The 18,613-nt window shown below is 73.2% G+C and carries 17 protein-coding genes; 11 read left to right on the forward strand and 6 right to left on the reverse strand.

Features of this window, described 5'->3' with window-relative positions:
- Nucleotides 1–41: 41 nt before the first annotated feature.
- Nucleotides 42–707 (reverse strand): class F sortase, encoded by a 666-nt coding sequence (locus tag ACFYYT_RS12250; RefSeq protein ID WP_351829821.1) that lies wholly within the window; start codon nucleotides 705–707, stop codon nucleotides 42–44.
- A gap of 352 nt (nucleotides 708–1,059) precedes the next feature.
- On the opposite strand from ACFYYT_RS12250, the gene ACFYYT_RS12255 reads away from it, so the two are divergent.
- On the forward strand, nucleotides 1,060–1,560 hold the full coding sequence (locus tag ACFYYT_RS12255; RefSeq protein ID WP_351829818.1) for a hypothetical protein: 501 nt from the start codon (nucleotides 1,060–1,062) through the stop codon (nucleotides 1,558–1,560).
- A gap of 158 nt (nucleotides 1,561–1,718) precedes the next feature.
- Here ACFYYT_RS12255 and ACFYYT_RS12260 read toward each other — a convergent pair whose 3' ends face one another.
- The 3 genes from ACFYYT_RS12260 to ACFYYT_RS12270 form a co-directional block, all read right to left on the reverse strand.
- A complete protein-coding gene (locus ACFYYT_RS12260; protein ID WP_351831733.1) occupies nucleotides 1,719–2,402 on the reverse strand; it encodes a hypothetical protein in 684 nt (227 codons plus the stop codon).
- Nucleotides 2,403–2,595: 193 nt separating this feature from the next.
- A complete protein-coding gene (locus tag ACFYYT_RS12265) occupies nucleotides 2,596–3,366 on the reverse strand; it encodes a hypothetical protein (protein WP_351831730.1) in 771 nt (256 codons plus the stop codon).
- 70 nt (nucleotides 3,367–3,436) lie between these two features.
- Nucleotides 3,437–4,171 carry a hypothetical protein gene (locus tag ACFYYT_RS12270; RefSeq protein WP_351831728.1) on the reverse strand — a complete coding sequence of 245 codons (735 nt, stop codon included), beginning with the start codon at nucleotides 4,169–4,171 and terminating at the stop codon, nucleotides 3,437–3,439.
- Between the two features lie 326 nt (nucleotides 4,172–4,497).
- Between ACFYYT_RS12270 and ACFYYT_RS12275 the strand changes: the two genes are divergently transcribed.
- Together ACFYYT_RS12275 and ACFYYT_RS12280 are read left to right on the forward strand one after the other, a co-directional pair.
- A complete protein-coding gene (locus tag ACFYYT_RS12275) occupies nucleotides 4,498–5,328 on the forward strand; it encodes an SAM-dependent methyltransferase (protein ID WP_351831726.1) in 831 nt (276 codons plus the stop codon).
- A gap of 356 nt (nucleotides 5,329–5,684) precedes the next feature.
- Nucleotides 5,685–7,841, forward strand: a complete 2,157-nt coding sequence (locus tag ACFYYT_RS12280) for an EAL domain-containing protein (RefSeq protein WP_351817589.1) — start codon at nucleotides 5,685–5,687, stop codon at nucleotides 7,839–7,841.
- Between the two features lie 106 nt (nucleotides 7,842–7,947).
- Here ACFYYT_RS12280 and ACFYYT_RS12285 read toward each other — a convergent pair whose 3' ends face one another.
- Nucleotides 7,948–9,015, reverse strand: coding sequence for an FAD-dependent monooxygenase (locus tag ACFYYT_RS12285; RefSeq protein WP_351817307.1), 1,068 nt, complete (start codon nucleotides 9,013–9,015; stop codon nucleotides 7,948–7,950).
- A gap of 106 nt (nucleotides 9,016–9,121) precedes the next feature.
- Between ACFYYT_RS12285 and ACFYYT_RS12290 the strand changes: the two genes are divergently transcribed.
- A complete protein-coding gene (locus tag ACFYYT_RS12290; protein ID WP_351817310.1) occupies nucleotides 9,122–9,883 on the forward strand; it encodes a TetR/AcrR family transcriptional regulator in 762 nt (253 codons plus the stop codon).
- Nucleotides 9,880–10,881: a UDP-glucose 4-epimerase GalE gene (galE, locus tag ACFYYT_RS12295; protein ID WP_351817313.1), complete on the forward strand. Its 1,002-nt coding sequence runs from the start codon at nucleotides 9,880–9,882 to the stop codon at nucleotides 10,879–10,881. The genes ACFYYT_RS12290 and galE overlap by 4 nt, the downstream gene beginning before the upstream one ends.
- A gap of 47 nt (nucleotides 10,882–10,928) precedes the next feature.
- On the opposite strand, the gene ACFYYT_RS12300 is transcribed toward galE, so the two are convergent.
- Nucleotides 10,929–11,807 (reverse strand): LysR family transcriptional regulator, encoded by an 879-nt coding sequence (locus ACFYYT_RS12300; RefSeq protein WP_351817315.1) that lies wholly within the window; start codon nucleotides 11,805–11,807, stop codon nucleotides 10,929–10,931.
- Nucleotides 11,808–11,900: 93 nt separating this feature from the next.
- Here ACFYYT_RS12300 and ACFYYT_RS12305 point away from each other — a divergent pair, with 93 nt between their 5' ends.
- The 6 genes from ACFYYT_RS12305 (at nucleotide 11,901) to ACFYYT_RS12330 (ending at nucleotide 18,611) form a co-directional block, all read left to right on the forward strand.
- Nucleotides 11,901–12,605 carry a succinate dehydrogenase gene (locus tag ACFYYT_RS12305; protein ID WP_351817318.1) on the forward strand — a complete coding sequence of 235 codons (705 nt, stop codon included), beginning with the start codon at nucleotides 11,901–11,903 and terminating at the stop codon, nucleotides 12,603–12,605.
- A gap of 2 nt (nucleotides 12,606–12,607) precedes the next feature.
- Entirely contained in the window at nucleotides 12,608–14,557 is a 1,950-nt protein-coding gene (locus ACFYYT_RS12310) for a fumarate reductase/succinate dehydrogenase flavoprotein subunit (protein ID WP_351817320.1), read from the forward strand.
- Nucleotides 14,554–15,294, forward strand: a complete 741-nt coding sequence (locus ACFYYT_RS12315) for a succinate dehydrogenase/fumarate reductase iron-sulfur subunit (RefSeq protein ID WP_351817323.1) — start codon at nucleotides 14,554–14,556, stop codon at nucleotides 15,292–15,294. Before ACFYYT_RS12310 ends, ACFYYT_RS12315 begins: the two co-directional genes overlap by 4 nt.
- A gap of 159 nt (nucleotides 15,295–15,453) precedes the next feature.
- Nucleotides 15,454–16,104 carry a hypothetical protein gene (locus tag ACFYYT_RS12320; protein ID WP_351817325.1) on the forward strand — a complete coding sequence of 217 codons (651 nt, stop codon included), beginning with the start codon at nucleotides 15,454–15,456 and terminating at the stop codon, nucleotides 16,102–16,104.
- A gap of 289 nt (nucleotides 16,105–16,393) precedes the next feature.
- Nucleotides 16,394–17,590, forward strand: coding sequence for a serine hydrolase domain-containing protein (locus tag ACFYYT_RS12325; RefSeq protein WP_351817328.1), 1,197 nt, complete (start codon nucleotides 16,394–16,396; stop codon nucleotides 17,588–17,590).
- A 73-nt stretch (nucleotides 17,591–17,663) separates the two neighbouring features.
- The gene (locus ACFYYT_RS12330; RefSeq protein ID WP_385319327.1) at nucleotides 17,664–18,611 is read left to right on the forward strand and encodes an NADP-dependent oxidoreductase; all 948 of its coding nucleotides are present in this window, start codon (nucleotides 17,664–17,666) and stop codon (nucleotides 18,609–18,611) included.
- The last annotated feature ends 2 nt before the right edge of the window (nucleotides 18,612–18,613 follow it).

An 18,613-nucleotide genomic window follows, 5' to 3' on the forward strand; every position in this document is an offset into this window, starting at 1 on the left:
CGACGGGGGACGGGGACGGGGCCCGCCGGGGAATCGATTCCTCAGCGGGCCTCCACCATGCGGGCGAACACGACCACGTTCCCGTCGTAGCCCTTGGCCTTCGAGTAGCCGCCGCCACAGGTGATCACCCGCAGCTCCGGGTGCCCGGTGTCCCCGTACACCCTGGCTCCGGGGAAGGCGTCCTTCGCGAACACCTCGACGCCGTACACCTCGAAGACCGCGGTGCGGCCGTCGTAGCGCTCCACCTCGATGCGGTTCCCCGGCTTGACCGAGCCCAGCCCGTAGAAGACGGCCGGGCCCTGCGCGTTGTCCACGTGGCCCACGATCACCGCCGAACCCTGCTGGCCCGGCGAGATGCCGTTGAGGTACCAGCCGGCGAGATTGCGGTCCTGCGGCGGCGGGGCGTCGATCCAGCCCTGCGCGTCCAGCCCGACCGTCATCACCGGCGCGTCCACATTGATCGCCGGGATCCGGACGCGCTGCACCGACGAGTGCTCCAGCACCTCCATGTCCCGCGGCGGCGTGGGCGGGTGCGCCGGCAGCTGGTCGGCGCGCACGGCGACCGCCGCCGCTGCCGTCGGCTGCGGCGGTCCGTCCTCGACGTTCGCCCCGTTGCGCATCATGGCGAGGCCGCTGAGCATGACCAACGCGAGTGCGCCCCAGGGGGAGCGCCTCCTCTTGGGCAGCTCGCCGTCGTCCTCGAGCATGGCTCTCCCTTCCCGACGCGGGGGTCCCGACCCGCGTTCCAGTCCCTCCCCGGTACGCCCTTCTTCCCGCACGCTAAGGCCGCATCGGCGAGACGGCGATCGGGGAGGGGCGAACGGGTGGTGCGTCCGGAAGGGGTGCGCCCATCCAGGTAATCGTCACATAAATGCCTGACGGGTCGTGACCTGCGGATCCGTCAGATGAACACACCGCGCGTCGGCGTGTCGCTCAACCGGGCGGCCCAAAGACGGAAATGCGCTGGTTGCGGAGCGGCCGGAGGGTTCGTGATGGGACGCGTTCTCGTCGATCTGCCCGGGCCACCGCTCCGGGGCGCTTCCCGCTGGAGGTTCCACCATGCGTGTTTTCCGCGCTCTCACCGTGACCGCGGCCGCCTGCGCCGCGATCGGGCTCAGTGCCACGTTCGCCGCCGCGAACCCCCCGTCCGGCGGCGGGAACGGGCCCAGCAACGTCACGGTCAACCCGTACTCCGTGCACCAGGGCGCCTCGATGCAGGTCAGTGCGGCCGGCTGCGGCCACGGCGGCATCGTCTGGTCGCACGGCAACTTTCCGCAGACCAACCTGTCGGCCGGCTCCATCGGCTTCGCGACCGTCCGGATCTTCAACCACGCCTCGCCGGGCCACCACACCCTGTCCGTCAAGTGCCACGACAACAGCCTGGTCGCCACCCACCGCTTCACGATCCTGGCGGGCAACGGCGCACAGGGCGGCATCGGCGGCTCCTTCGGCCCGTCCGCCACCGAGACGGCCATCGGCGCGAGCCTCGTCGGCGTCGCGGCGCTGGGTGCGGGCGCGCACGTGATCCGGCGCCGCCGTCCGGCCGGCTCGCGGGTCTGACGGCCCTGGCCGCCACGACGCCGTCCTGCGGGCCGGCCCGCCGCCGCTCCCCCCGGGTCCCGCCCAGGACCCGGGGCGACCGGCGGCTGCCGGGCTGTGCGGACGGGGGCGCGGCCGGGCGGGGGCCGGTGCCGGTCGGGGCCGCGGCCGGCCGGGGGTCAGTGCCGGCGGGCCGCGCGGCGCCGGCGCAGGACGTACGCCGCGGCGCCCGATGCCGCGAGGAACAGCGCCGCTCCCGCGCCGAGTTCGACGGGGTCACGGCCGGCCACGCTGCCGCCGAGTCCGCCCCGCACACCGAGCGAGGCCGCCGGGGTGCTCGCGCGGCGCGCCGTGCCGGTCGTGCCGGTCGCCGTGCCGGTCGTCGCGGTGCGGCCGGGTGAGGGGCGTACGGGCGCGGGCGGGACGCGGGTGGCGGCGGGGGCCGTGCTCGCGGGGGTACGGGGGCCGGAGGTGGAGCTCGTGGTGGGCTTCGAGGCGCTGCCGCCGGCGATGGTGAGGTCGGTGGAGCCGGTCTCCCCGTTGCAGGTGAAGGAGACGGAGTACTGGGCTCCGCGACGGGAGTCCCGGTCCACCGTGACCCGTGCGGTCTGTCCGCGCGCGATGCTCACGGTGTCGAAGACCCCGGAGGACGCGGTGGCGTACGCGGCGGCGCAGCCGGTGACGGAGAGCACCGCCTGACCGCCGGGCGCGACCGTCGAGGGGGTGATGGCGAAGCCGAAGGAGGTCACGGGCGCCGCCTCGGCCGCGAGGGCGGCGGGCGCGCCGGAGAGTCCGAGCGCGACTGCGGCGCAGGAGGCGCCGGCGCTCAGCAGGGCTGTGGCGGAGCTGCGTATCGCACCCATGGTCGGTTCTCCGGATCCCCGAGGAGCAGTCGCGCAGCGTTTCCGCACGTGAGGGGTCGTGCACCTCGATGTGCGCCACGCTAGGCGCGGGGCCGGTGACCCGCGATCAGGAACGGGCGAATGGGGCACGCCGGTAGGCCGAACCGGGGACGGACGGCCCGCCCCCGGTTTGCCGGGAACTTCCGCTCCTCGGTCAGTCCTCCAGTCCCAGGTGCGGGAACTGGGCGAAGAAGGGCTCGGCGGTGGCCGCGATGCCCCGGCCGAAGGGGGCGTCGAAGTCCCAGATGAGGAACAGCAGGAAGGCGATCAGCGCGCTGAACAGGCCGGCCAGCAGCAGCTCCCGGAACGAGCGGCGGATCTGCAGGGTGAAGATCAGCCCGACCGTCACCAGCGCCCCGGCGATCAGCCCGAACCACACCACCCCGGGCATCGTGGCCCCGGCGCTCTGGCCGCGGGCGTTGCGGGCGTCGTCCACGGCTGCGACCTGGTCCACCAGCGGCTGGTACGCCTGCCCCTCGTGGTCGGTCCGCGGCTCGTAGTCGGTCACGTCGCGGCGGATCCGCTCCAGCAGCTGCGCGCTGTGGTCGTTGAGGTTGCCGCTGTCGGCCATCTCCTGCCATTCCGTGCCGACCACGTACGTCACGTACGCGTCGACGTCGGCGCGGATGCGCCCCCGCACCTCGGGCGGGTAGACCTGGGAGCGGACGCTGATCTCGTGCAAGGCCTGGGACTCCTGGCGCACGTACTCCTGGGCGGCCCCGCGGCCTTCCCAGACGCCGGCGATCGCCAGGCCCAGCACGATCGCGTAGATCACCCCGATCATCATCGTCATGTACTCGATGACGTCCGGGGTTTCGTTCGGATCGTCGTCCTCGCCGATCCGGCGTTGATTGAAGAACACGATGGCGAGGACCACGGCACAGGCGGCGGCCATCGCGAGGGACAGGACGAGCCATTCCGACAAGATGACTCCCAATCGGTGAATCGGCGGACCGCGCGGGCACGGGGGCCGGGCGGGGTCCGGAGGGGAAGGCCTAGCGCGGGCGCAGCGCGACGATCGCGAGCACGGCGGGGGCCGCGGTCATGAGGGTGAAGGTGACCGGCGAGATGTGGTGCTCGGCCGGCTTGCGGACGGTGGAGTGGTAGGCGGGGCGCGCCACGTGCTTCTTCGGGGCGGGCGGGGGCGTCGCCGAGGGGGTGGGAGCCGGCGGCGGGGCGGGCTGCGGAGCGGGTGGCGACGGGGGCTCGGGCACCCGGGGCGGCGGGGGAGGCGCGGGGGCCGGCGGGGGTGGCTGGGGCGGAGCCGGCTCGGGCCGGGGCGGTGGTGGCGGCTTGGGCTTCGGGGTGGGCGTCGGAGTCGGCTTCGGGGTGGGCGTGGGCGGGGTCGGCTTCGGCGGGGTCGGTGTGGGCGTGGGCGTCGGCGTCGGGGTGGGCTCGGGTGGGCAGGGCGGGGGAGGCGGGGGCGGACAGGGGTGGCCGCCGTGCCCTCCGTCGTGGCCGTGGCCGTGCCCGTCCGAGCCGCCGTGGCCATGGCCGCCGTCGTGGCCGCCGTTGTGGTCGTCGTCATGGCCGCCGCCGTGATGTCCGCCACCCCGGCCGGTTCCGCCCGCACCGCCGCCGACGGCCGCGAACGCCGTCGGGGCGCCGCCGCCGTCCGCGGCGTCGATCGTCACGTAGGCGCGGCTATCGGCCACGGCGGGCGTGGCCGACAGCGCCGCCCACAGCAGGACCGGGACCGCCAGCAGGCGCCGGGAGCAGGGTCTGTTCACCCGGGGATCATGGGGGCACGCGCGCCCGCGCGCGGGGCCCGCAGAGCCACTTCGCCTGAACGGGCGTAGTTCGGACCGTAGAGGTTTGAGCCAGCTTCGGGACGTGTGCGACCGTCGGCCGTTCCATTCTCAAAAGGTATTTGTCGGTTTCTTCACCGAGCCTGTCCGGACCTGTACGGGCCTTTGGTGTGTGACCAAGAACGGACCGCCAATTTCCGCTTTTACTCGCTCCGTTGGGCAATGATCAGTACATTCGGCTCGGACAGGAGTCCGACGCACGTCCCACCCCCCGGACGGACCGGCACGACTACGGCTTGGAGACCCCGATGGAACGCCCCGCCTGGGCCCCGCCAGGCATCGACATATCGGTGCCGAGCGTGTCCCGCATCTACGATTACTACCTGGGCGGCTCCCACAATTTCGAGGTCGACCGCGAGGCGGCCCGCCGGGCCATGGAATTCATGCCGGGGCTCCCCAAGGTCATGCAGGCCAACCGGGCATTCATGCGTCGCGCCGTCCGCCACGCCGTGGCCGAGGGCATCACGCAGTTCCTCGACATCGGCTCCGGCATCCCCACCTTCGGCAACGTCCACGAGGTGGCCCACGCCGCGAGCCCCGAGGCCCGCGTCGTCTACGTCGACCACGACCCGGTGGCCGTGGCCCACAGCAAGGCGGTCCTCGCCGGCGACGACCGCACCGGCGTGGTCGCCGCCGACCTGCGCAAGCCCCAGGACATCCTCGCCGACCCCGAGACCGCCCGGCTGCTGGACCTGGAGCGGCCCGTCGCCCTGCTGCTGATCGCCGTACTGCACTTCCTGGAGGACGCGGACGAGCCGTACGCCGCCGTGGCGCAGCTGCGCGACGCGCTGGCCCCGGGCAGCATGCTGATCCTCACCCACGCCTCCTACGAGGGCATCCCGCTCAGCGCGGAGGTCACGGACGGGATGGTCGGCGTCTACCGGGACATCCGCAATCCCCTGGTCATGCGCAGCCACGACCGGATCAGCGGCTTCTTCGACGGCTTCGGGCTGCTGGAGCCGGGCCTGGTCTCGATGCCGGACTGGCGGCCGGACCACACCGGGCCCCTCGCGGAGGGCGAGCAGCCGGAAGACCCGTACGCCTTCTCGGGCTACGGCGGCGTGGGACGCAAGCCGTGAGACTGCCCGCCCCGACCCCGCCGTCCGCCAGCCCCAGCCCGGCCCGCGCGGCGGACCCGGGAGGCGCGCTGCCCCCGCACGCCGTGCCCGGCCCGCATGACCCGCCGCCCGGATCCGGCCCGGCCGCCGCGGCCGGACCCGCCCCTGCCGCCAAGCCCGCCCCTGCCGCCAAGGCCGCCCCCGCGGCCAGGGCCGTCCCGCAGGGGCTGTCCGCCCGGCCCGCCCCGCCTGCCGCGCCCGCCCCGCCCGCCGCTACCGGGCCGCGGGCGTCGCGGCTCCGGCCCCGGGTGTCGCCCGCCCCGCCCGCAGCGACGGAGCCGCCCGCCTCGCCCGGCCCGCACCAGGGCCGGGCGCCGCTGCGCGAGCTGCGGAGCGGTCTGGAGGACCGGATCGCGCGCTTCGCGACCATCTGGGGGCGGGCGATCTTTCCCGTCACCGCCACCTCCCTGACCCGCCCGGAGTTCGAACAGCACCTCGTCCCCCTCACCCGGACCCTGACCGAGGCCCTGCATGCCCGGCCCTTCGACGCCGGGGTCGCCCAGCGGGTCGGCGCCGAGCTCGTCGCCGTGCACTGCACCGACCCCGAGGCCCTGGCCGGCACCCTCGGGGTGGTCGAGTCGTACCTGGTGCTCTACTGCGGCCCCGACGGAGCCGGCACCGAGGGCACCGAGGAGTACCGCTCCCGCTGCGCCCGGCTCCAGCACGGGATCGCGGCCGGGTTCGCCCGCGCCCTGCGCGAGCGGACCCTGAAGGAGCAGGAGGCGATCGCCCGCTCGGCCCTGACGGCCCGCATCGACGCCCAGCAGGCCCTGCACGCCAGTGAGGAACGCTTCCGGGCGGTCTTCGAGGGCGCCGCCGTCGGGATCGGCATCGCCGATCTCCAGGGCAACGTGCTGGAGGTCAACGACGCCCTCCTCAAGATGTTCGGAGGTCTGGAGGGGCACGTCCGGGGCCGCAACGTCAGCGAGTGGGGCCACCCCGACGACACCCCGCACGTCTGGCGGATGTACGGGGAGCTGGTGCGCGGGGAACGCGAGCACTACCGCGTCGAGAAGCCCTACTACCGGCACGACGGCACCGTCCTGTGGACCAACCTGACGGTCTCCCTGCTGCGCGACGCCGACGGCGTGCCGCAGTATCAGCTCGCGCTGATGGAGGACACCACCGAACGCCGGCTGCTCAACCTGCGCCTGCGCTACGAGGCCACCCACGACGCGCTGACCGGCCTGCCCAACCGGACGCTGTTCTTCGAGCGGCTGGAGAAGGCCCTGGCCGGGTCCGCAGCCACCCGCTTCGGCCTGTGCTACCTGGACCTCGACGGGTTCAAGGCGGTCAACGACAGCCTCGGCCACTCGGCGGGGGACCGGCTGCTGGTCGAGGTGGCCGACCGCCTCCAGAGCTGCGCGACCGGACCGGGCGAGGTGGTCGCCCGCCTGGGCGGTGACGAGTTCGTCGCCCTGACCACCGGCCCCGCCGCCGACAGCGAGGAGAAGGTGACGGACCTGGCGGTCCGCATCCTGTCCGCCCTGTCCACTCCCATCCGGCTGGAGGGGCGGGAGCTGACGGTCCGCGGCAGCATCGGCATCGTCGAGGGCCGGGCGGGCGAGCGCACCCCGGCGGAGGTGCTGCGCAGCGCCGACATCACCATGTACCGGGCCAAGGCGGCCGGCGGCAACCGCTTCGAGTTCGCCGACGAGGAGGCCGACGCCCGCGCCATCACCCGGCACGGGCTGACCAACGCCCTGCCGGCGGCGCTGGAACGCGGTGAGTTCTTCATCGAGTACCAGCCGCTGGTGCACATGCACGACGGCAGCGTGCACGGCGCGGAGGCACTGGTCCGCTGGTCGCACCCGCAGTACGGGGTGCTCGGCCCGGACCGCTTCATCCCGCTCGCGGAGCGGACCGGACTGATCGTGCCGCTGGGCCGCTGGGTCCTGGAGGAGTCCGTCCGCCAGGCCCGCACCTGGCAGCGCGAGCACGGCGGTTCGGCGCTGCGCGTCAACGTCAACCTCTCGCCGACGCAGCTCCACCACCCGGGGCTGGTGGCCGACACCGTACGGGTCCTGGAGAGCTCGGGCCTGGCCCCGGGCGCCCTGTGCCTGGAGGTCACCGAGTCGGCGCTGATAGGAGCCGACGACGAAGTCCTGGAACCGCTGCGCCGGCTGGCCGCCCTCGGTGTCGACATCGCCCTGGACGACTTCGGCACCGGCTACTCGAACCTGGCCAACCTGCGCCGCCTCCCCGTGAGCGTGCTCAAGCTGGACCGCTCCTTCACCCAGGGGATGCAGCAGCAGCCGGCCAACCCCGTCGACGTCAAGATCGTGGAAGGCATCGTCGCCCTGGCCCACAGTCTCGAACTCGCGGTGACGGTCGAGGGAGTGGAGACCGGCGTCCAGGCGGCCCAGCTCCGCGCCCTGGGCTGTGACACCGCCCAGGGCTGGTACTACGCCCGCCCGGGCGCCCCGGACCGCATCCACACGCTCTCCCTCTCGGACGCCGTCACCACCCCCTGACCCGGGCCCCGCCCGCCCCATCCCGCCCCGCCGCCACCCGGCGGGGCGGGATGGGGCGGGGCGGGGGCGGGCGGGGCCTGCCCGGCGGCCCCGGGCGGCTCCGGGGTCAGTCCAGCCCGGCTTCGGTCCCCCGGCCGGGCTCCCGGACGGCGGCCAGTACGCGGTGGTGCCGGGCCGTGGTGTCGGCCAGGAGCTCCGCCGCCGCCGACAGCCGCGCGGCCTCGTAGGCGTCGAGTGCTTCCTGCGCGCCCGGCCCCGACGGGGCGGTCGCGAGGGCCCGCCCGAGGGCCACGGCGTCCTGGATGCCGGTGTTCATCCCCAGCCCCCCGGCTATCGGGTGGACATGGGCCGCGTCCCCGGCGAGGAACACCCGGCCCGCGCGCATCCGGGCGGCCATCCGGACGTTGACCCGCCAGTCCGCTGTCCAGGTGGCCTCCACCAGCCGTATCCCGGCCATCCGGGCGTGCCGGTCGAAGAGCCGCTGGAAGCCCTCCAGCGTCGGCGGCAGGGGCCGTCCGTGCTCGTCGGGCTCCGGCGAGGCCTGGAGCTGGAAGGAGTCCGTCCCGGGCATCGGACAGAGCATCAGGCCGCCGCCGTCCGAGCTGAACCACTGGTGCCAGTACGCCCGGCTCAGGGCCGGGGCCCGCACATCGCCGAGCACCATCGTCGGCACGTCCTCGGTGTACCCGTCGAAGGGGATTCCGAGCAGCTCCCGGGTCGTGCTGTGGCCGCCGTCGCACCCGGCGAGATAGTCCGCCCGGGCCGAGCGGCCATCGGACAGCCTCGCGGTCACCCCGCTCGGGTCCTGGGTGATCCCGACGACCCGGGCCCCGTACTCGACGCGCACGCCGAGGCCGGCGAGGCGGTCCCGCAGCACCTCTTCGACCCGCCACTGGCCGATGAGGAGCCCGTCACCGCTCGGCGTGTCCCCGATGTGGGCACCGTCGAAGTACTTGCGCAGCACCAGGCCCCGCGTGCCGAGGGCGGAGAGCTGCTCGGCGACGCCGAGGCGGCCGAGGGCCTCCAGGCCGTCCGGGGTCAGGCCCTTGCCGCGGGATTCGCGGTGCGGGCCCGGCCGCTTGTCCAGGACGCGGACGGCCAGGCCCCTGAGGGCGAGGTCACAGGCCAGGGTCAGCCCGGTGGGGCCGGAGCCCGCGATCAGTACGGCTGTCATCGGAGGTCCTCTCGTCGTCGATGACTCAAGGAAAGCGCCTCACGGAGGAAAAAGCAACCGAGTCATGAAATTAACTCGGTAATGATCCTGTGCTACGCTGCGAAGCATGGACAAGACGACCGGTCTGCGCGAGAGCAAGAAGCTGCGCACGCGCCGCCTGCTGGCGGCGACGGCGCTCGAACTGTTTCTGGAGAGGGGCTTCGATGCCGTGTCGGTGGCCGATGTGGCCGCGGCGGCCGAGGTCTCCAAACCCACCCTGTTCCGGTACTTCCCGAGCAAGGAGGACCTGCTGCTGGACCGGTTCGCCGACCACCAGGACGAGGCGGCGCGCATCGTGCGCGACCGGGAGCCCGGCCGGACGCCTCTGCGGGCGGTGCGCGAACACTTCGTGGCGGCCCTCGCCGAGCGCGACCCCATCACCGGGCTCTGCGACCATCCCGACGTGCTCGCCTTCCAGCGGCTGCTGTACTCCACGCCCAGTCTGGAGTCCCGCATGGCGCACTACACCGCGCGCGAGGTCGAACTGCTCGCAGCCGTCCTGGAGGCGGAGTCGGTCGCCCCGCTCACCGCCCGTCTCGCCTCGCTGAGCCTGGTGACCGTCCGTCAGGAACTGGGCCGCGAGAACTGGCGGCGGATCTCCGCCGGACAGAGCGCCGACGAGGCCTACCCCACCGCCCTCACCGACGCCGACGCCGCCTTCGCCCTCCTGGCGGACGGCCTGGACAGCGCGCTGCCACCCCGCTCCCAGCCGGCGGCGGCCACCGGTCCGCACTCCGGCCCCGACCAGCCCTTCTCCAGCCGTGGTGTTGGATGGGAAGGTCCCGCCCCGGCGGGAGCACAGAGCGGCAGACGAGAGGACCAGCCTTGAAAGTACTGATCGCGGGCGGCGCCGGCTTCATCGGCAGCACCGTCGCTTCGGCGTGCGCCGACAGCGGCATCACCCCCGTCATCCTCGACAACCTCGCCACCGGCCGGCGGGAGTTCACCGAAGGACGGATCTTCTACGAGGGTGACATCTGCGACGGCGCCCTGCTCGACCGGATCTTCGCCGAGCACCCCGACATCCGGACGGCCATCGACTGCGCCGCCCTCATCGTCGTCCCCGACTCCGTCGCGAACCCCCTGGCCTACTACCGCGAGAACGTCTCCAAGGGCATCCAGTTCCTGGAGCACCTCGTCCGAAGCGGCTGCCGCAACCTGCTCTTCAGCAGCTCGGCCTCCATCTACCAGGCCGACCCCGAAGACTTCTCCGTGGACGAGGACTCCCCGGTCGAGACCCTCAGCCCGTACGCCCGCACCAAGGCGCTCTTCGAGACGATCCTGCGCGACGTCGCCGCCTCCGGCGCCCTGGAGGTCGTCTCCCTGCGCTACTTCAACCCCATCGGCGCCGATCCCGCACTGCGCAGCGGACTCCAGATCAGAACCCCCACCCACGCCCTGGGCAAGATGATCGACGTCCATCACGCCCGGGAGCCGTTCTCCCTCACCGGCACCGACTACCCCACGCGCGACGGCTCGGGGATCCGCGACTACGTCCACGTCTGGGACCTGGCCACCGCCCACGTCCGGGCCATCGAGCGGTTCGAGGCCATCACGCGCGAGGAGCCCTACCGGGTCGTCAACCTCGGCACCGGCCGGGGCACCACCGTCCGCGAACTCCTCGCCGCGTTCGAGTCGGTCACCGGGGTGCCGCTCCCCGTCGTCGAGACCGTCCGCCGGCCCGGGGACTCCGCCGGCGCCTACGCCCGCGCCGACCTCGCCGGCGAACTCCTCGGCTGGAAGGCCGAGTACTCGCTGGAGGACGGTATCCGCGATTCGCTGCGCTGGTACGCCCGGCGCGACGAGGTGATCGGCGCCGACGGCTGAGCCCCCGGTCCCGGTCCCGGTCCCGCGGGGCGCCGGATGCGGTGCGGTCAGCCGACGAGCATCCGCTTGAGCTCGCGGGCCGCGCGGGGCGGCGCCACGTCGGTGCGGTGCGCCAGGGCGATCGTGCGGCGCAGCGGGGAGCCCGCGAGGCGGGTGGCGCGCAGGCCCGGATCGGCGTGGTCGACGACCATGGCCGGGACCACCGCGATGCCCAGCCCCGCCCGCACGAAGCCCAGTACCGCGTCCATCTCGCCGCCCTCCACCGTGAACACCGGCTCGAAGCCCGCCGCCCGGCAGGCCGTCACGGTGAGGTCCCGCAGGTCGTAGCCGTGCCGGAACATCACCATGGGCTCGTCGCGCAGATCCGCGATGGCCGGCTCCCGGCCCCCCGCCGGCGCCGGGAGCGCGGCCGACGAGACCACGACCAGTTCCTCCGTCAGCAGCTCCACCGTCGTCAGGGCGGGCGCCGAGGGCGGCAGCGGCAAGGCGATCAGCGCCAGGTCCAGGGCCCCGCGCGCGAGTTCCCGTACCAGGTCGAGCGAACCGCTCTCCTCGATCAGCAGCTCGATCCCCGGGTGCGCCGTGTGGAAGGCCTTCAGGACCGCGGGCAGCAGGCCGGTGCACACGCTCGGTGTCGCGCCCAGCCGCACCCGCCCCCGCCGCAGCTGCGCCAGCTCCTGGACCTCCAGCCGCGCCGTGTCCGCGTCGGCCAGGATCCGGCGGGCCAGCGGGAGCAGCGCCTCGCCCGCGTCGGTGAGCGTGATGTTCCCCCGGACGCGGCTGAACAGCTCGGCCCCCAGCTCCCGCTCCAGGGCCTTGATCTGCTGCGACAGCGAGGGCTGCGCCACGTGCTCGCGCTCGGCGGCGCGGGTGAAGTGCCGGGTCTCGGCGACGGCCACGAAATAGACGAGCTGCTGGAACTGCATGCCCCCAGACTAGGCCCTCGATAGGTAGTGCCTATCGCGATCAGCTCTTCCATGTCTTGGACCTTTCGGGACTTTGGTCCTTACGGTCAGGGCATGGCTCTGGCAACCCGGACGGATCGACGGCCGTCCACCTCGCGCACCGTGTGGGACTCCACCGTCGGCAAGAAGTCGGTGATGGCCGTCTCCGGCCTGATCATGCTCGGCTACCTCGTCGTGCACATGCTCGGCAACCTCAAGATCTTCTTCGGTCCCGAGGAGTTCAACGGCTACGCCCACTGGCTGCGCACCCTCGGTTCCCCCTTCCTGCACCACGAGTGGGCCCTGTGGATCGTCCGCGTCGTCCTGGTCGCCGCCGTCGTCGGCCACGCGGTGTGCGCCTACCAGCTCAGCCGCCGCGACATCAAGGCGCGCCCGGTGAAGTACGTCCACAAGCGCCGCCGCGCGAGCTACGCCACCCGCACCATGCGCTGGGGCGGGATCATCCTCGCCCTCTTCATCGTCTGGCACCTCCTCGACCTGACCACCCTCACCGTCAACGAGCGCGCCTGGGCCGGGCACCCGTACGAGAACGTCCTGGCCACCTTCTCCACCTGGTACGGGAACACGGTCTACATCGTGGCGATGGCCGCCCTCGGCCTGCACGTCCGCCACGGCTTCTGGAGCGCCGCCCAGACCCTCGGCGCGGGCCGCGCCCGGCGCGAGCGGACGCTGAAGTTCCTGGCCAACGCCCTGGCCCTCGTCCTCTTCGCGGGCTTCGTGTCCGTCCCCGTCGCCGTCATGACCGGAGTGGTGAACTGACCATGACCGAGTACGCCCACTACACCACCGGCGACCCGATCGCCGACACCAAGGCCCCCGGCGGCCCGATCGCCGAGCGCTGGGACCGCCGCCGCTTCGAGGCCAAGCTGGTCAACCCCGCCAACCGCCGCAAGCACCGCATCATCGTCGTCGGGACCGGCCTGGCGGGCGGCGCGGCCGGGGCCACCCTCGCCGAGCAGGGTTACCACGTCGTCCAGTTCTGCTTCTCCGACTCCCCGCGCCGCGCGCACTCCATCGCGGCGCAGGGCGGCATCAACGCCGCGAAGAACTACCGCAACGACGGGGACTCCGTCCACCGCCTCTTCTACGACACCGTCAAGGGCGGCGACTTCCGCGCCCGCGAGTCCAACGTCCACCGGCTCGCCCAGATCTCCGTCGAGATCATCGACCAGTGCGTCGCCCAGGGCGTCCCCTTCGCCCGCGAGTACGGCGGCCTCCTCGACACCCGCTCCTTCGGCGGCGTCCAGGTCTCCCGCACCTTCTACGCCCGCGGCCAGACCGGCCAGCAGCTGCTGCTCGGCGCCTACCAGGCGCTGTCCCGGCAGATCGCCGCCGGCAACGTCGAGATGCACGCCCGCACCGAGATGCTCGACCTGATCACGGTCGACGGCGTGGCCCGTGGCATCGTCGCCCGGGATCTGGTCACCGGCGAGATCGCCACCCACTACGCCGACGCCGTCGTCCTGGCCAGCGGTGGCTACGGAAACGTCTTCTACCTCTCCACCAACGCCATGAACTCCAACGCGACCGCCATCTGGCGGGCGCACCGGCGCGGCGCCCACTTCGCCAACCCCTGTTTCACCCAGATCCACCCCACCTGCATCCCGCGCACCGGCGACCACCAGTCCAAGCTCACCCTGATGAGCGAGTCGCTGCGCAACGACGGCCGCATCTGGGTCCCCAAGGCCCAGGGCGACACCCGTCCCGCCGCCGAGATCCCGGAAGCGGAGCGCGACTACTACCTGGAGCGGATCTACCCCTCCTTCGGCAACCTCGTCCCGCGCGACATCGCCTCCCGCGCCGCGAAGAACGTCTGCGACGAGGGCCGCGGAGTGGGCCCCGGCGGCCAGGGCGTCTACCTCGACTTCGCCGACGCCATCCGCCGCATGGGCCGGGAAAAGGTCGCCGAGAAGTACGGCAACCTCTTCGAGATGTACGAGCGGATCACCGCGGAGAACCCGTACGAGGTCCCCATGCGGATCTACCCGGCCGTGCACTACACGATGGGCGGCCTGTGGGTCGACTACGACCTCCAGACCACCGTCCCCGGCCTGTTCGCGATCGGCGAGGCCAACTTCTCCGACCACGGGGCCAACCGCCTCGGCGCCTCCGCGCTCATGCAGGGCCTCGGCGACGGCTACTTCGTGCTCCCCTCCACCATCAACGACTACCTGGCCCGCCACCCGCACCACGAGCAGGTCGACGACAGCCACCCCGAGGCCGCGGCCGCCGTCCGCGAGACCCGCGACTGCCTCGCCAAGCTGCTCGCCGTCGACGGGGACCGCACCCCCGACTCCTTCCACCGCGAGATCGGTGAACTCATGTGGGAGTACTGCGGGATGGCCCGCACCGAAGAGGGCCTGCGCAAGGCCCTCGCCCGCATCCCCGAGATCCGCGAGGAGTTCTGGCGGCGGATCAAGGTCCCCGGCCGCGGCGAGGAGTTCAACCAGTCGCTGGAGAAGGCCAACCGCATCGTCGACTACCTCGAACTCGCCGAGCTGATGTGCCTCGACGCCCTCCACCGCGCCGAGTCCTGCGGCGGCCACTTCCGCGAGGAGTCCCAGACCCCGGACGGCGAAGCGGCCCGCCGCGACGAGGAGTTCGGCTACGCGGCCGCCTGGGAGTACCGCGGCACCGGAGCCGCACCCGTCCTGCACAAGGAAGACCTCGTCTTCGAGTACGTCCACCCCACCCAGCGGAGCTACGCATGAAGCTCACCCTGCGCGTCTGGCGCCAGCGCAACCCCGACGCCCCCGGCGCCATGGCCTCCTACGAGGTCGACGGCATCTCGAAGGACATGTCCTTCCTGGAGATGCTCGACACCCTCAACGAGGACCTCATCCTGCGCGGCGAGGACCCGGTCGCCTTCGACCACGACTGCCGCGAGGGCATCTGCGGCGCGTGCAGCCTCGTCATCAACGGCGACGCCCACGGCCCCGAGCGCACCACCACCTGCCAGCTCCACATGCGCTCCTTCGCCGACGGCGACACCATCGACGTCGAACCGTGGCGGGCCTCGGCCTTCCCCGTGGTCAAGGACCTCGTCGTGGACCGCAGCGCCTTCGACCGGATCATCCAGGCCGGCGGCTACATCACCGCCCCGACCGGATCCGCGCCCGAGGCCCACGCCACCGCCGTCCCCAAGCCCGACGCCGACTTCGCCTTCGAGCACGCCGAGTGCATCGGCTGCGGCGCCTGCGTGGCGGCCTGCCCCAACGGCTCCGCGATGCTGTTCACCTCCGCCAAGGTCAACCACCTGGGCGTGCTCCCGCAGGGTTCGCCCGAGCGCGAGACGCGGGTGCTGGACATGGTGTCCCGGATGGACGACGAGGGCTTCGGCGGCTGCACGCTGACCGGCGAGTGCGCGACGGCCTGCCCCAAGGGCATCCCGCTGCCGTCGATCGCCGCGATGAACAAGGAGTGGCTGCGGGCGGTCCGCAAGAGCTGACCCGCCCGCTCCTGCCCCCTGGCCCTTCCCCGCCCGCCCCCCGCCCGCCCGCCGTGGCGTCGGCCGATCGGCCGATCCGATCGGCCGACCGGGCGCTCGTCCGGGCCGTACGCCGCGCCGCGCCCCGGCCGGGTGCGGCCCGTGCGGTTCAGTGGGCCCATGCCACAAGCCCACGCCGGGTCCGGACCGCGCCGACGCAGCGTGCTGGCCGCCGCCCTCGTACCCCTGGCGGCGGCCGGGTGCACCGCCGGGCAGGCCCCCCGCAGCCCGGCGCCCGGGCCGCAGCCGGCCGCGAAGGACGCCCTCGTCATGGTGATCCGGCACGCCGAGAAGCCGTACGCGGGGGACACCGCCGAGGACGAGGACGGCGTCCCGCACCCCGGCTCCCTCGCCGGCCGGGGCGTCCGCCGCGCCGAGGAACTGCACCGGCTGTTCGCCCCCGCCGAGCACGCCCGGCTGCCCCGTCCCGCCGTGCTCTTCGCGACCGGCGGACCGGCGGGCGCCCCCGCCCGCTGCAAGCAGACCCTGGAGCCGATGGCCACCGCCCTGCGGATGCCCGTACGCGGTGAATTCGCCCTCGGCGGCGAGGCGGAGCTGGCGCGCGCCATCCTGGAAGGCCGGATGCCCGTCCTCGTCTGCTGGGAGCACACCGGCGTCCCCCGGCTGCTGCACGCCCTCGGCGCGGACCGGATCCTCGGCCTGCCCGCCGCCTGGCCCGACCGCTACGACCTCGTCTGGACCTTCACCCGTACCCAGGGCCAATGGTCCTTCCGCGAACTCGGGCAGCACCTCCTGCCCGGCGACGCCTGAACCGTCTCTTTCGGATCTTGCCGGGGCCCGCGCTGCCCGGCACCGCACCTCGCCGCGTTGTCGGGGCACCCGTGTACTGGACGTACCCGGGTGCCTCTCCGCCTTGCGACGCACGGCACCGGACAACGCGGGCAGGGGCGACAAGATCCGAAGGAGACGTCCGAGGGCCGGGGGTTAGCCCCACCGGGGCCCGGGCGGTAGCGGGATCGTCCGCCCCCGCCGTCTGGGGAATCGTTGGGCCCACCACCCACCGGTGGCCGTCCCGATGATCCCCGCGAGGAGTTGGCCCGTGCGCGAGCAGTCATGGCAGAGGTTCCGATCTTCCGGACGACGGCGTACGGGGCCGCGCCGCCGCCCCGCGCGGGCCGCGGCCGCGGTGGCCGTGGGCGCCGTCGTGCTGGGTGTCCTGGCACCGCCCGTCGCGTACGCCGCCGGGCCCGGGGCCGCCGCGAACGCCCGGCCGGACGCCGTCCAGCGGGGGCTCAACGACCTCGTACGCTCCGACGGCCAGCCCGGCGCGCTGGCGGCCGTCGCGGACGGCAAGGGGCGCACCCGCAGCTACACCGCGGGGACCGGCGACGTCACCACCGGCTCGAAGGTGCCGGCCGACGGCCAGGTGCGGATGGGCAGCAACACCAAGACGTTCACCGCGGTGGTCGTCCTCCAGCTCGTCGGGGAAGGGAAGATCGGCCTCGACGCCAAGGTCGACACCTACCTGCCGGACCTGGTCCGCGGCAAGGGCATCGACGGGCGGGACATCACCGTCCGCGAGCTGCTCCAGCACACCAGCGGACTTCCCGAGTACGAGGACCTCGTCGAAGAGGACATCCTGGGCGGCCGCTACCTCGACCCCCGCGACCTCCTCGACCGGGCGCTGCGGCGCGAGGCCGCCTTCGCCCCCGGGACGGACTGGGCGTACAGCAGCACGAACTACGTGGTGGCCGGCCTGATCGTCCAGAAGGTCACCGGGCGGCCCCTGGCCGAGGAGATCGACCGGCGCGTCATCAAGCCCGCCGGGCTGCGCCACACCTACTTCCCCGCCCCCGGCGAGCGGACCATCCGCGAACCCCATCCGCACGGCTACCGGCGCGAGGCCCCGGGCGGGCCGCTGCGCGACGTCACGGAGATCGACCCCTCCGCGGCCTGGGCGGCCGGCCAGATGATCTCCACCAACGCCGACCTCAACCGGTTCTTCACCGCGGTCCTGGACGGCAGCCTCCTGAGGGAGCCCCAGCTCACCCAGATGCGCACCACCGTCCCCATCGGCAAGACCGGCGCCGGCTACGGACTGGGGATCATGAGCAGGCCCCTGTCGTGCGGCGGCGTCTACTGGGGCCACGGCGGCGACATCGCCGGGTTCGAGACCCGCGGCGGGGTCACCGAGGCGGGCCACCGCGCCGTCAGCATCACCGTGACCAGCGTCCCGCCCGACGGGCCGCCCACGAAGCACCTGGAGGCCCTCGTGGACACCGCCCTCTGCGGCTGAGCGGGACGAGGGACGCCCACGTCACACGGGCCGTGGGCGAAACCGGTTTCCTCTCATGATCATCGGGCCCAGAATGAGCCCCATGACGACGACACGTGTGATCACACAGCAGGCCCTCGGCGGCCCCGGCGTACTGGAACTCGCCGAGGTACCGCTCCCCGCACCCGGCCCCGGTGAGGTCCTGGTCCGGGTGCGGGCCACCGGAATGAACCCCGCGGACTGGAAGGTCCGCATCGGCAAGGTGGACTTCTTCGGGCCGCCGCCGTTCGTACTGGGCCACGAGTTCAGCGGCACGGTCGAGGCCGTCGGCGACGGCGCGACCCGCTTCGAGCCGGGCGAGGAGGTCTACGGCTGGACCGTCCCGCCGCACGGCAGCCACGCCGACCACGTGGTGGTGGCCGAGGACCGCATCGCGCCCAAGCCGCGCACCCTGGACCACGTGGGGGCCGCGGCCCTGCCGATCTCGGGCTTCACCGCCTACCAGGCCCTGGTCACGATCTCCGACGTGCAGCCCGGTCAGCGGGTGCTGATCCACGGCGCCGCCGGCGGAGTCGGTCACCTCGCCGTCCAGATCGCCAAGGCCCGGGGCGCGTACGTGATCGGCACCGCCCGCGCCGCGAAGCACGACTACCTCCGCGGACTCGGCGCGGACGAGCTGATCGACTACACGGTGCGGGACTTCTCGGAGCTGCGCGGCATCGACATGGTGCTGGACACCATCAGCAACGACTACGGCCCGCGTTCCCTGCCCACCCTCGAACCGGGCGGCATCCTGGTCGACGTCGTCGGAGTCGGTGTGGACCGCACCGAGGTGACCGCTCGGGCGGCCGAACTCGGCGTCCGGTTCGTGGAGTTCTACCTGGAACCCACTCCCGCCGTGCTGACCGCCTTCGCCGAGCTCGTCGACACCCACGGGGTGCGCCCCACGATCTCCGAAACCCTCCCGCTCACCGAGGCCGCCAAGGCCCACGAGCTCAGCGAAACCGGCCGGGTCCAGGGCAAGATCGTCCTCGTGCCCTGACC

Origin of the sequence: Streptomyces sp. NPDC002032, assembly GCF_042890765.1 — a bacterium.
In the GTDB taxonomy this organism is placed as follows: Bacteria; Actinomycetota; Actinomycetes; order Streptomycetales; family Streptomycetaceae; genus Streptomyces.